Raw genomic sequence first — 12,402 nt, forward strand, 5'->3', positions numbered from 1 at the left:
ATGACCGGGAGGAAACGACCATGAAATTCTCGCTGTTCGTTCACATGGAGCGCAACGACCTTGAGAAGTCGCATGCAGAGCTGTTCAATGACTTGACGGATCTTGTGCAAACCGCCGAGGCCGGTGGCTTCGAAGCGGCCTGGATCGGAGAACACCATGGGATGGAGTTCACGATCTCGCCTAATCCATTCATTAATATTGCGTATCTCGGTGCGAAGACGAACAGGATCCGGCTCGGCACCGGAACTGTCATTGCGCCGTTCTGGCATCCGCTCCGACTTGCTGGCGAGGCGGCCATGACCGACATCGCGACCGGAGGGCGACTTGATCTTGGCATCGCACGCGGCGCGTACTCCTTCGAATACGAGCGCCTGATGCCCGGACTCGACGCATGGACCGCGGGACAGCGCATGCGGGAACTTGTTCCCACGCTCCGCAAGCTCTGGCAGGGCGACTACGCGCATGAGGGCGAGTTCTGGCGCTTTCCGACATCCACTTCGGTTCCAAAACCCGTACAGGAATCATTCCCGCCAATTTGGGTTGCGGCGCGTGACCCGAACTCGCACGACTTTGCGGTGTCCAACCGCTGCAACGTTCAGGTCACGCCGCTTGCCTCGGGAGATACCGAGGCCGCGAGCCTCATGGATCGCTTTCAGACTGCGTGCGCCGCGCATCCTGACATCCCGCGCCCGCAGATCATGCTGCTTCAGCACACCTTCGTGGCTGACTCCGCGGACGAGGCTGACCGACTGTCGAAAGATCTCAGCTCGTTCTACTGCGCGTTCGGGGCATGGTTCCAGAACAAGCGGCCGATCCGCGAGGGCTTTATCGAGCCTCTCACCGCAGAGGAGGAGGCGGCGATGGCGAACTACGCCCCCGACGTGATCCGCAAGAACCTGGTAATCGGCGAGCCGGACGAGGTCATCAGGCGCCTGAAAGGTTATGAGGCGCTCGGCTATGACCAGTATTCGGTGTGGATCGACGGCGGAATCAGCCACGAGAGGAAGAAGAAGTCACTTGAGCTCTTCATCCGGCACGTCCTGCCCGCTTTTGCCTGAACCCTGTACGGAGAAAGCCGATGTCGCTTCCCGTTTTCCAGAATTACATTGACGGCTCCTTCGTCGACGGAGCGGAGACCTTTGAGAGCTTAGATCCGTCCACCGGCGCCCCTTGGGCTGTGATGCCTGCGGCGGGGGCGGAAGAGGTGGATAGGGCCGTGCGTGCGGCGCATCGGGCCCTGAGCGACCCCGCCTGGGCCGGGCTCACCGCGACACAGCGTGGGAAGCTCCTTTACCGGTTGGGAGATCTCATCGCGCAGCAGGCCGGCAGGCTCGCGGAGCTCGAGACACGCGACACCGGAAAGATCATCCGCGAGACGCGGGCCCAGATCGGCTACGTGGCCGATTACTATCGCTACTATGGTGGCCTCGCGGACAAGATAGAGGGTGCCTATCTCCCGGTCGACAAGGTTGACATGGAGGTCTTCCTGCGCCGCGAGCCTATCGGCGTCGTTGCCGCCATCGTGCCTTGGAACTCTCAACTGTTCCTCTCGGCCGTAAAGCTCGGACCTGCGCTCGCAGCCGGATGCTCCGTCGTCCTGAAAGCTTCCGAGGACGGCCCAGCCCCGCTGCTCGAATTTGCCCGGCTTGTTCACGAAGCGGGTTTCCCGCGCGGCGTCGTGAACGTGCTCACCGGTTTTGGCGATACCTGCGGCAGAACGCTGACCAGTCATCCGCTCGTTGCCCGCGTAGCCTTTACCGGCGGGCCCTCGACCGCCCGCCACGTAGTGCGCAACACGGCCGAGAACCTCGCCTACACGACACTGGAACTCGGCGGAAAGTCCCCGGTCGTCGTGTTTGAGGATGCCGATCTCGAGAGCGCGTCGAACGCAATCGTTGCCGGCATTTTCGCAGCGACGGGACAGAGCTGCGTTGCGGGCTCACGCCTGTTCGTCGAGCGGAGCGTCCACGACCGATTGCTTGATATTCTCGCCTCGAAAGCCAAGGCGATCCGCATCGGCGACCCGCAGGATACGGCGACAGAGATGGGGCCGCTCGCGACCGAGCGCCAGTTGCAGCATATCGAAGCCGTGATCGAGCGCAGCGTCGCCTCCGGCGCACGGGTGGTCACGGGCGGGCAAAGGCCCCCGGGCTTTCGCAGCGGTTTCTACTACGAGCCGACCATCCTGGCAGGGGTCGAGAACGAAACCCCATGCGCTGCGGAGGAGCTCTTTGGCCCGGTTCTCAGCGTTATCCCGTTTGAGGGCGAAGACGATGCAGTCGCAAAGGCGAACGATACGCCCTTTGGACTCGCGTCCGGCCTCTTCACCCGCAATCTGACCAGAGCTCATCGCATGATCCGGCGGATCCGGGCCGGCGTCGTGTGGGTGAACACCTACCGGGCGGTCTCGCCGATCGTTCCGTTCGGCGGCTATGGCCTGTCTGGCCTTGGGCGTGAGGGCGGATCCGAGGCTGTTCTCGACTATACCCGGGTCAAGTCGGTCTGGCTTCGCACGTCCGACGACCCGATCCCTGATCCGTTCGTCATGCGCTAGGGTAGGTGAGCCGTGATCTACGAAATTCGCACCTATCGGCTCAGGACAGGAACGGTGCCAACCTACCTTCAACTGGTGGAGGAGGAAGGCATCGCAATTCAGAAAGAGCATCTCGGTCAGCTCGTCGGTTATTTCTTCGGCGAGATCGGGCCGCTCAACGAGATCGTTCATGTCTGGGCCTATGCCAGCCTGGACGAGCGGGACTGCCGGCGCAGTGCGTTGGCAGCAGACCCGCGATGGCAGACGTTCCTGCCCAAGATCCAGGCCCTGATCGAGGTCATGGACAACAAAATCATGAAGCCGACCGCCTTCTCGCCCCTCGCTTGAGCGGACGAAAGGGATTGTTACGCCAAACAACAGCCCAATGGAGGAAGCGCAATGTCCAGACTGAATGTTCTCGCCGCAAGTGCAGCCATAGCGTTGCTGGGGCTGAGCTCTGGTGCCGCTCAGGCGCAGAGCATGGTGTTCACGAGTTGGGGCGGCACGACACAGGACGCCCAGAAGAAGTATTGGGCGGAGCCGTTTACGAAGGAAACCAAGATCCGTGTCCAGCAGGACGGTCCTACCGACTACGGCAAGCTCAAGGCGATGGTCGAGAGCGGCAATGTCTCGTGGGACGTGGTCGACGTCGAGTATGACTTCGCCGTGAAAGCCGCCAAGGATGGCCTGCTGGAGCCGATCGACTTCAATACGGTCAAGCGCGCTGACATCGATCCGCGTTTTGCCACAGACCACGCAGTTGGAAGCTTCTACTACTCGTTCGTCATTGGCTACAGCAAGGACAAGTTCGGCAGCAAGGAGCCGAAATCATGGGCCGACGTGTTCGACACACAGGCGTTTCCGGGCAAGCGCACGTTCTACAAGTGGTCGGCCCCCGGGGTGCTTGAGATTGCGCTCCTGGCAGACGGCGTTCCGGCTGACAAGCTCTATCCCCTCGACCTCGACCGTGCCTTCAAGAAGCTCGATACCATCAAGAACGATATTGTTTGGTGGTCGGGTGGAGCTCAGTCACAGCAATTGCTTGCCTCAGGCGAAGCCCCGATCGGCCAGTTCTGGAACGGTCGCCTCTATGCCTTGCAGAAGGGCGGTACAAAGGTCGGCATCTCGTGGGACCAGAACCTGACTGCGGCGGACATGCTGGTTGTGCCAAAAGGCGCGAAAAACAAGGACGCCGCCATGAAGTTCCTAGCCTATGCGACGAGCGCCAAGCCCCAGGCAGATTTCTCGAAAGAGACGGCCTATGCGCCAATCAACGTGAAGTCCAAGGACCTGATGGACAAAGAAGTCGTGGCAACGCTCCCTGACGAGCATACGACCACCCAGATCAACCTGAACATGCAGTACTGGGCCGACAATCGCGACGCCATCGCCAAGCGCTGGTACGCCTGGCAGACCCAGTGACGATCCCAGGCGGCTGGCCCTGCGGCTAGCCGCTTCTTCAGATCCGATGAGTGCGAGCCATGTCAGTGACCCGATCGACAATCCTTCCTATGCCGCCACAAGCGGAGGCCGCTAAGCCTCGTCGTACCGGCCTCTCGGCCGTCATCCCAGCGCTGGGGTTTCTGTCTCTGTTCTTCATTGTACCGGTTGCCATGCTGCTGATCCGCAGCCTTGTGGAACCCGAACTCGGATTGCAGAACTACGCGGAGCTGTTCGGTTCGACGACATACCTGAAGGTGTTCATGAACACCTTCATCGTTGCCGGTCTGGTGACCATCGTGACGCTCTTGATCGCCTTCCCGGTCGCTTGGTTCCTTGCCATTGCGCCGCGCGCCTGGTCGAGCCTGCTGTTTGCCGTCCTGATCCTGTCGATGTGGACGAACCTTCTTGCCCGTACCTATGCCTGGATGGTGCTGCTCCAGGGAACAGGGGTCATTAACCGCGCGCTCATGAGCATTGGGCTCATTGCCGAGCCGCTCCCGCTCATCAACAATCTCGTTGGCGTGACCATCGGCATGACCTACATCATGCTGCCGTTCATGATCATGCCTCTCAATGCGACAATCAAGACCATCGACGCATCCGTGTTCCAGGCGGCATCGTTGTGCGGTGCGAGCCGGTGGCAGTGTCTGACCCGTGTCTTCCTGCCTCTTATCGCCTCAGGTGTGGCAGCCGGCGGCCTGATGGTCTTCGTCATGTCGCTTGGCTATTTCGTCACACCGGCCCTCCTGGGAGGCACGTCGAACATGATGCTGGCCGAGCTGATCGCGCAGCTCGTGCAATCCCTGCTCAACTGGGGTCTCGCGGGTGCGGCCGCCTTCGTCCTGCTTGCGGTCACACTGGCGATCTACGCACTTCAGATCCGCTTCTTCGGCTTCGGCCGAGCCGCGGGATAGGAGAAAGCCATGTTGCTCGACTTCGATCGGCTTGGGGCACTGCGTTACGTACTCGGCGGCATCAGCCTTCTCGCGGGCATCTTCCTCCTCTTTCCCGTGGTGATGATCGTCGCGTTGTCGTTCGGATCCTCGCAATGGCTGCAGTTTCCACCACCGGGTTGGACGCTGCAATGGTATGAGGAGCTGTTCGCTGACCCTGCATGGCTCGATGCATTCCTCACGAGCCTCGAGATTGCGGCGATCGTCACGGTCCTATCCGTTGTCATCGGATTGATGGCGTCGTTTGGCTTGACCCGGGGAACGTTCCGGGGACGCGAGGTCCTGCGGGCTCTGTTCCTGACCCCCATGATCCTGCCGGTCGTGGTTTTGGCTGTCGCACTCTATGCTTTCTTCCTGCGGCTCCATCTGAACGGCACCCTGATCGGTTTTGTCATTGCTCACCTCATCGTCGCGCTGCCGTTCTCGATTATCTCGATCACCAACTCTCTTGAACGGTTTGACAAGTCGATCGAGGACGCGGCCGTCCTGTGCGGAGCGAGCCCACTGGAAGCAAAGCTGCGGGTTACACTGCCCGGGATTCGCCTCGGGATCATGGGAGCGGCGATTTTCTCCTTCTTGGCGTCATGGGACGAGGTGGTGATCGCCATCTTCATGGCCAGCCCCGACCTTCAGACACTCCCCGTCATGATCTGGAGCACGCTCCGACAGGATCTGTCCCCCGTGATTGCCGCCGTCTCGACACTCCTCGTCGGGTTCACGGCCATTCTCATGATGTTTGCAGCCTTTATCCGCAAGGAGCCCCAGCAATGAGCGCGCCATTCCTCAGCATCAGAGGCATTCGCAAGAGCTTCGGCAGCTTCGTCGCCGTTGAGAACGTCTCTCTCAACGTGCCGAAAGGTGAATTCCTCACCTTTCTGGGCCCCTCAGGATCCGGCAAGAGCACGACCCTCTATGTCATCGCAGGCTTCCAGGAGCCGAGTGAGGGTGACGTCATGCTGGAAGGGAGGTCCATCCTCAACGTCCCATCCAACAAGCGCAACATCGGCATGGTATTCCAGCGCTATACGCTGTTCCCGCACCTGTCCGTAGCCGAGAACGTGGCCTTTCCGCTGAGAGTCCGCCGCCGCTCGCGAGCTGACATCGATGCGAAGGTTGCCGCGATGCTGAAGCTGGTCCGGTTGGATCGCTTTGCTGACCGGAAGCCTGCGCAACTCTCTGGAGGTCAGCAACAGCGTGTCGCGCTTGCTCGTGCTCTGGCCTACGATCCGCCGCTCCTTCTCATGGATGAGCCCCTCTCGGCCTTAGACAAGAAGCTGCGTGAGGAGATCCAGTACGAAATCAAACGCATCCACACGGAAACCGGTGTCACGATCCTTTACGTGACCCATGACCAGGAAGAAGCGCTTCGGCTTTCAGATCGGATTGCCCTCTTCAACCATGGCCGGATCGAGCAGATCGGCAGCGGCCGGGACCTGTACGATGCACCACAAACCCGGTTTGTCGCCGGCTTCATCGGGAACTCCAACTTCATTCGCGCCTCCGTTCTTAAGCGCAATGGAGCAAGCGGACAGGTTTGCTGCCCCGATGGCTCGACCGTCGACGGCGTATCCCTGACCGATCTTCCGTCGGCGGAGAGTGATGCGCTGATCATGGTGCGCCCTGACCGAATCCGCTTGGTGAAGTCGCCTGATGGAGGCACAGGCCTGGCCGGGCGCGTGGCAAGCGCAACGTTCTTGGGCGAGTCTCTCCACGTATCCGTGGAGACGCCCTGGGGGGAGGTGATTGATGTGCGCTCATCCCTGGACGTACCGGAGACCCGCGATCTCATACCAGGCGATCGGGTCGATGTGCGCTTCAATCCCAGCGACGTGAGGGTATTCAGCCCGACGGCCTGAACCCAGCCCGTGTGGGGAGCATGGGACTCTCTTTCGAGGCGCAGATAGAGCCGCGGCACGCCTGAGAGGTAAGCGGTTGGCCCGCTTCGGCGCTCGAGTGCCGACGTTCGTTAAGCCATCGAAACGTGAAACTTTGACCACAACGACATGACAGAGGCTGCGGCTCATCGAAGTTGCGTTAAGTCACTCAGAAACCTTTCGGATGCGCGCGACGCGCCGCGGGAACTTGCCACGCACGTGTCGCATCCCGAAGCGGTTGAGCCGTATCACGCCGTCTCGACGGCAAGTGGCGTAGAACATGGCTAGGTTGCCCAGGTCTTGAAGGAGCAGAGATCGCCTGGATCATCTCTATGTCGGCACGATTGCGTGCTTTGCGCGGAAGTCCGGTAGATGGGATGCCACCTGTACTAATCGAGCCGCCGGCAATCCTCGGCGGCTTCCGCCTTGCGTGTCGATGTGCTCCGCCATTGGGCTGGTGCCCATGATACGCTACCCGTGTCTTGCTCCTGCAAGCCTGATCACCGCCCGCGTAGGACGACCTTGCCCTTGCGACCGGGTTCATTGCTGGCGCGCACGGCCTCGGCAATCCGGTCGAGCGGAAAGGTTGCGTCGACCGGGAGAGTGAGCTTGCCACTGGCGGCCTCGGCGATGACTTCCTCGAGCAGACTGCCGATCACGTCAGGCCCGAGGCCCGGCTTGGCACCCCAGAAGCCCCGAATGGTGATTTGTTGGAAGATCGCGACAGATGGCTCGATGCGGATCGGCTGGCCGCTCAGGGCGCCGAAGATGACGATCTCGCCGCCGTCTTCCACCAGGCGCGCAAGTTGCGCGGGGCCGTCCCCGCCCACAGAGTCCAGCCCGGCGCGGATCGATCCATCGCCGACAAGATCGCGCGCGCGCGCTTCCCAGCCGGGTTGCTCGGTCGACACGACGTTGGTGATGCCGTCGGCGGCAAGCTCGGCGACCGCCGCGTCACGCCGTGCGAGGCTGAGCACGTTGATGCCCTTCTCCGCGCCGAAGCGCGACAAAAGCCGTCCGACCGCACCGGTGGCACTGTTCTGCACGAGCCAGTCGCCGCGCTGAAGGTCAAGGTCGGCCAGCACCATCTTGGCGCTGAGTGGCATGGCGATGAGCTGGCAAGCGGTCTCATCATCAACGCCGTCTGGCACAGGGCGTGCGTGCCGGGCATCGACCAGGTAATGGTCGGCCCAGGTCTGCCGGCCACCGCCGATCACGCGCTGCCCGACCTGGAGGTTCTCGACCCCGGCGCCGAGCTCCTCCACAACGCCGAGCGCCTCCGTGCCGCCGATCGCCGGCAGCGGCGGCTTGATGCCATACCTGCCAGCCACGGTCATCAGGTCATGATTGTGGATGGGGGACAGGATCATCCGGACGAGCGCCTGCCCTGGCCCGGGCGCCGGCCGCTCACTCTCAGCAAGGGTTAACACCTGGGCCGGATCACCGAACCGTTCGAATACAATGCTGTGCATGAGCAATCCTTTTGTCTGAAGAAGTTCTTCAATTAGGTTGGATGGTCCTGAGGGCAATACTCGGAACGAGCCTGATGAAAGCCGGACTTCCGCAGGCATAGAGGAAGCTGACCTTCATAACCGGAATGCACGATGCGACTGTATCCGCCCCTGGTGTCACGGCATTTTAACTCATCGATGTACAGTCTCACGGCTGCCTCCCGGAAGGGCTGTCGGCCTTGCTCGTGCCGCGGCCGAACTTGCAAAACTCAGCGCTTCCAAGCACCCTCGTTCTTCCGCTCGTAGTCGCTGAAGGCCCTCTTGAGCTGCGGTTCGTCGACCTTGTCGATGTCCTTGCGCAGGTGGTCAATGGTTTCCTGCAATCGGGTCTGCATCTTCTGGGTGTGGTGCCGCGGATCGCGGTCGGCTTCACCGACCATGCCGAATCTGGTTGAGGAATGCGGACATCAGCGCAACGTTCGAAACAGCGCACGTACCTCTTGAGCCAGGGCATCGGGCTGTTCCATCGCGGCGAAGTGCCCACCATGCTCCATCACACTCCAACGCTGAAGGTTCGTGAATGTCCGCTCGGCAATCGAGCGCGGCGGCCGGACGATCTCGCGCGGGAACTCGCAATAGCCGGTGGGGACCGTCACGGTCTCGCCTGCCGGAATCGGCCAGGGTCCATGCATGCGGGCATAGTAGGGCCAGAAGGACGAGCCAATCGCGGCCGTGAACCAGTAGAGGCTGATGTTCGCCAGAAGATGATCCCGTGAGAACACGGCCTCAATGTCCCCGCCACAATCGGACCAGGTCCGGAACTTCTCCACGATCCAGGCGGCCAGCCCGGTGGGGGAATCCGTCAGGGCAAAGGCCAAGGTCTGCGGGCGGGTGCCTTGGATCCACTGGTAGCCGGTCTCCTCCTTGAGCCAGAGCTGTAGCTCGTCCAGAAAGCGACGCTCCTCGGCTGTGGGATTGGACACCATCGCCGGGTCGCGGCGGATCGGCATCATGTTGAGGTGAATGCCGGACAGACGCTCCGGGTAGGCGTAGCCGAGACGAGCCGTGATGAACGAGCCCCAGTCGCCACCCTGGGCTCCGAAGCGGTGATAGCCCAGCACCTCGCTCATCAGCGCGGCAAAGCAATCCGCGATCGCCTCGACCCCCAACCGCGGCTGACCGGGCGTGAACGACAGTCTATAGCCTGGCAGAGAGGGAGCAATAATCGTGAATGCATCGGCTGGATCGCCTCCGAACCGGCCGGGGCCGGTGAGGCGAGGGATCAGCTCGAGGAACTCGAAGATCGAGCCGGGCCAGCCGTGGGAGAGCAGGAGAGGGTGGGGATCAGGCCCCTTGCCCGGCACGTGCAGGAAGTGCAGATCGATATTGTGGAGCCGCACCTTGTACTGTGGGAAGGCATTGAGCCTCGCCTCCTGGGCACGCCAGTCGAAGCGATCGCGCCAGTGGTCGACGAGGGTGCTCATGTAGGCCACATCGGTGCCGTAAGCCCAAGGATCTCCGGGGGGCTGGTCGGGGAGGCGCGTACGGTACAGGCGCTCTCGCAGATCCGTGAGGGCCACCTCCGGGACATGCAGTCTGAATGGCTGTGGTTGGCTGCTCATGGGTGTCACACTCCAAGGTAGACATTCGCCCCTCTGCGGCTTCATTCATCCCTTGTCCGACCTTACTGGATCTCACCACAGGGGAGGATGGTTTCAACGTAACCTCCCTCGCTTACTGGGCAAATCGTGGATCAGCCGCAACGCGTCACCGTTTGAGTGCCGACCGCATACGACACGTGTCGACCTCTGGAAAAACACCGAGGCTTAGATGCCGGGGGTCGCTACCACCATGAACAGGCCGGTGAACGCGAACGTTGTCGTCGGCAAAGGCATTTACTTTATCGACAGTTTCGTTCGGGCGGTTTGGCTTGCGGCGTAGACTGACCTTGCTGCCTGGATAAAGTCCTGGTCGAAACATGACACGGTAAACAGACCGGCATGAGATCGAAGGGGCGGCAATGGCAAATCGGGTTCTCAAGCGCGCTCTTCGCATCGGCCTTGTGGCCGCCGGGTCGCTCCTGTGCGTGGGAATGCCCGCCCTGGCAGCCTCATCTGGCTTACCTGAATATCCGTGGGACCTGCGCAAGAAGATGCCCAGTCATTACCGGGCATATCTGAAGATCCTGCCGGCCGGGTTGAAGCGCACGCCCTGGTTCGGCCGGTTTGATGGAACCGGCATGCCGGTTGAGCGGGTGACGGTGGACAGCAAGGTGTACTTCTCGGGCGGAGTCTGCAAGCCGCATGCCTGTTCCGACAATTACCTTACCTTCCTGGTCGAAGCGGACGGATCACGTGCCGTCGCGATGGTAAAGGGAAGTGAGACAGGCGGCCGGATCGTGGAGCTCGGACATCCGACGATGGCGGAGCGGCTATTCATGGCGAAGGAGCTTCAGGATTAAGCGCCGAGCGAAGAACTGCCTGTCGGACACAACGGCATACTAGAGCATCGGGCGTGAAAAGTGGACTTGCACTTTCGGGATCGATCCGATGCTCCCTTCTTAGATCTGCGCATCGTTCATTGCGGACCCGAAGGGCCACGCTGGTGAAGACCGGGTCCACTTTTCGCTCGCGCGGCCCGCTGGGTCCGCACGATGCGATAGAAGCATACGGGAGTGTCAGATCCAGGATCATGGGCTAATGCCAAGCCATGTCAGATCACCAAAACGATCAGTCCAACACCTTGCCGACCTTAACCTGCGATGAGCCGTTGGGGGTGCGGGAGCCCCAGCGCCGGATCGTGCATGTGGATCTCGATGCATTCTATGCCTCTGTCGAGCAGCGGGACAATCCGGACCTGCGTGGTAAGCCGGTCGCCGTCGGCGGATCCCGTGAGCGGGGTGTCGTGGCAGCCGCCAGCTACGAGGCCCGGCGCTTTGGGGTGCATTCGGCCATGCCCTCGGTCACGGCTCGGCGGAAATGCCCAGAGCTTATCTTCGTCAAGCCGCGGTTCGACGTCTACCGCGAGGTCTCGGGCCAGGTCCGGGAGATTTTTTACGAGTACACTCCTCTGGTGGAGCCGCTGTCGTTGGACGAGGCCTATCTCGATGTGAGCGAGAACCTGATGGACATCCCATACGCCACCCAGGTGGCGCGGGAGATCCGGGCCAGGATCTGGCAGGAAACGCATCTAACAGCATCGGCCGGGATCAGCTTCAACAAGTTCCTGGCCAAAATGGCGTCGGATCAAAACAAGCCGAACGGTCAGTTCGTGATCACACAGGGAACGGCGCAGGCCTTCGTCGAGGGCCTCCCAATTGGCAAGTTCCACGGCATCGGCCCGGCCACAGCCAGGAAGATGAACGAGATCGGCATCTTCACCGGCCTGGACCTGAAGGCCCGGTCCCTGAGCTTCCTGCAGGAACGCTTCGGCAAGGCCGGAGCCCATTATTACTGGATTTCCCGCGCCGTCGATCATCGCCCGGTCCAGCCGGATCGCATCCGGAAGTCGGTGGGTGCCGAGAACACCTTCGAGAAGGATCGGGAGAGCTTCGAGGAAATGAAGGCTGCGCTCCAGCCGCTCATCGACAAGGTCTGGCGGCATTGCGAGCAGATGGGTGCGCGAGGCCGGACGGTGACGCTCAAGGTGAAATTCTCCGACTTCCAGCAGATCACCCGCAGCCATACGCTCCTCGGATATGTCGAGAGCCGGGCGGGACTCGAGCACACTGGTGTCGATCTCCTTCGACAACTGTTTCCTCTCGGCAAGAGCGTCCGCCTCTTAGGCGTGTCCCTGTCGGCTCTGAATACCGACGAAGAGCCTGAAAGTCCGCAGCTATCCCTGGAGTTGTAGGCGGCCTCCCGATAGCCCGCTTTCTCGGCCTGCGCGAAGACAAGGATCCGAGTGTGGTGATCATGGACCATCCGACACCGATGATCACCGGAACGCGTCAGCGCTCCTGATCGCTATCGCGCTTTGGGGAGGATCGAACGCAGAGATGCGCCGCAATCCCTCAGACAGGATGAACAATCTCTTCAGATCTCACGCTTAGAGCATCGGGCGTGAAAACTGGAATCCACTTTTGGGATCAATTCGATGCTCCCTTCTGAGATGAGCGCATCGTTCTCGCGAAAAACCGGGCCCACTTT

At 61.3% G+C, this 12,402-nt stretch carries 12 protein-coding genes; 9 read left to right on the forward strand and 3 right to left on the reverse strand.

Going from position 1 to position 12,402, the window contains the following annotated elements:
* Nucleotides 1–20: 20 nt before the first annotated feature.
* The 7 genes from AB8841_RS03890 (at nt 21) to AB8841_RS03920 (ending at nt 6,785) form a co-directional block, all read left to right on the forward strand.
* Nucleotides 21–1,058, forward strand: coding sequence for an LLM class flavin-dependent oxidoreductase (locus AB8841_RS03890; RefSeq protein WP_370434544.1), 1,038 nt, complete (start codon nt 21–23; stop codon nt 1,056–1,058).
* A gap of 20 nt (nt 1,059–1,078) precedes the next feature.
* Nucleotides 1,079–2,554 carry an aldehyde dehydrogenase gene (locus tag AB8841_RS03895; RefSeq protein WP_370434545.1) on the forward strand — a complete coding sequence of 492 codons (1,476 nt, stop codon included), beginning with the start codon at nt 1,079–1,081 and terminating at the stop codon, nt 2,552–2,554.
* 12 nt (nt 2,555–2,566) lie between these two features.
* Nucleotides 2,567–2,881: an NIPSNAP family protein gene (locus AB8841_RS03900; RefSeq protein WP_370434546.1), complete on the forward strand. Its 315-nt coding sequence runs from the start codon at nt 2,567–2,569 to the stop codon at nt 2,879–2,881.
* Nucleotides 2,882–2,941: 60 nt separating this feature from the next.
* Nucleotides 2,942–3,955 carry an ABC transporter substrate-binding protein gene (locus AB8841_RS03905; RefSeq protein ID WP_370435524.1) on the forward strand — a complete coding sequence of 338 codons (1,014 nt, stop codon included), beginning with the start codon at nt 2,942–2,944 and terminating at the stop codon, nt 3,953–3,955.
* An 89-nt stretch (nt 3,956–4,044) separates the two neighbouring features.
* A complete protein-coding gene (locus AB8841_RS03910; protein ID WP_370435525.1) occupies nt 4,045–4,890 on the forward strand; it encodes an ABC transporter permease in 846 nt (281 codons plus the stop codon).
* 9 nt (nt 4,891–4,899) lie between these two features.
* Entirely contained in the window at nt 4,900–5,700 is an 801-nt protein-coding gene (locus AB8841_RS03915) for an ABC transporter permease (protein WP_370434547.1), read from the forward strand.
* Nucleotides 5,697–6,785, forward strand: a complete 1,089-nt coding sequence (locus tag AB8841_RS03920; protein WP_370434548.1) for an ABC transporter ATP-binding protein — start codon at nt 5,697–5,699, stop codon at nt 6,783–6,785. Before AB8841_RS03915 ends, AB8841_RS03920 begins: the two co-directional genes overlap by 4 nt.
* 518 nt (nt 6,786–7,303) lie before the next feature.
* Here AB8841_RS03920 and AB8841_RS03925 read toward each other — a convergent pair.
* The 3 genes from AB8841_RS03925 to AB8841_RS03935 form a co-directional block, all read right to left on the reverse strand.
* Nucleotides 7,304–8,275: a zinc-binding dehydrogenase gene (locus AB8841_RS03925; RefSeq protein WP_370434549.1), complete on the reverse strand. Its 972-nt coding sequence runs from the start codon at nt 8,273–8,275 to the stop codon at nt 7,304–7,306.
* Nucleotides 8,276–8,523: 248 nt separating this feature from the next.
* Nucleotides 8,524–8,694: a hypothetical protein gene (locus AB8841_RS03930; RefSeq protein ID WP_370434550.1), complete on the reverse strand. Its 171-nt coding sequence runs from the start codon at nt 8,692–8,694 to the stop codon at nt 8,524–8,526.
* 27 nt (nt 8,695–8,721) lie between these two features.
* A complete protein-coding gene (locus AB8841_RS03935) occupies nt 8,722–9,876 on the reverse strand; it encodes an epoxide hydrolase family protein (protein WP_370434551.1) in 1,155 nt (384 codons plus the stop codon).
* A 398-nt stretch (nt 9,877–10,274) separates the two neighbouring features.
* Between AB8841_RS03935 and AB8841_RS03940 the strand changes: the two genes are divergently transcribed.
* Nucleotides 10,275–10,715 (forward strand): Ivy family c-type lysozyme inhibitor, encoded by a 441-nt coding sequence (locus AB8841_RS03940; protein ID WP_370434552.1) that lies wholly within the window; start codon nt 10,275–10,277, stop codon nt 10,713–10,715.
* 248 nt (nt 10,716–10,963) lie between these two features.
* Nucleotides 10,964–12,106, forward strand: coding sequence for a DNA polymerase IV (dinB, locus tag AB8841_RS03945; RefSeq protein ID WP_370434553.1), 1,143 nt, complete (start codon nt 10,964–10,966; stop codon nt 12,104–12,106).
* Nucleotides 12,107–12,402 lie beyond the last annotated feature (296 nt).

Source organism: Microvirga sp. TS319, assembly GCF_041276405.1.
Lineage (GTDB): Bacteria > Pseudomonadota > Alphaproteobacteria > Rhizobiales > Beijerinckiaceae > Microvirga.

Coding starts and splice junctions, on each gene's coding strand:
- AB8841_RS03925 (WP_370434549.1), bottom strand. CDS start 8,275: ATGCACAGCATTGTATTCGAACGGTTCGGTGATCCGGCCCAGGTGTTA.
- AB8841_RS03940 (WP_370434552.1), top strand. CDS start 10,275: ATGGCAAATCGGGTTCTCAAGCGCGCTCTTCGCATCGGCCTTGTGGCC.
- AB8841_RS03935 (WP_370434551.1), bottom strand. CDS start 9,876: ATGAGCAGCCAACCACAGCCATTCAGACTGCATGTCCCGGAGGTGGCC.
- AB8841_RS03920 (WP_370434548.1), top strand. CDS start 5,697: ATGAGCGCGCCATTCCTCAGCATCAGAGGCATTCGCAAGAGCTTCGGC.
- AB8841_RS03890 (WP_370434544.1), top strand. CDS start 21: ATGAAATTCTCGCTGTTCGTTCACATGGAGCGCAACGACCTTGAGAAG.
- AB8841_RS03895 (WP_370434545.1), top strand. CDS start 1,079: ATGTCGCTTCCCGTTTTCCAGAATTACATTGACGGCTCCTTCGTCGAC.
- AB8841_RS03910 (WP_370435525.1), top strand. CDS start 4,045: ATGCCGCCACAAGCGGAGGCCGCTAAGCCTCGTCGTACCGGCCTCTCG.
- AB8841_RS03915 (WP_370434547.1), top strand. CDS start 4,900: ATGTTGCTCGACTTCGATCGGCTTGGGGCACTGCGTTACGTACTCGGC.
- AB8841_RS03930 (WP_370434550.1), bottom strand. CDS start 8,694: ATGGTCGGTGAAGCCGACCGCGATCCGCGGCACCACACCCAGAAGATG.
- dinB (WP_370434553.1), top strand. CDS start 10,964: ATGTCAGATCACCAAAACGATCAGTCCAACACCTTGCCGACCTTAACC.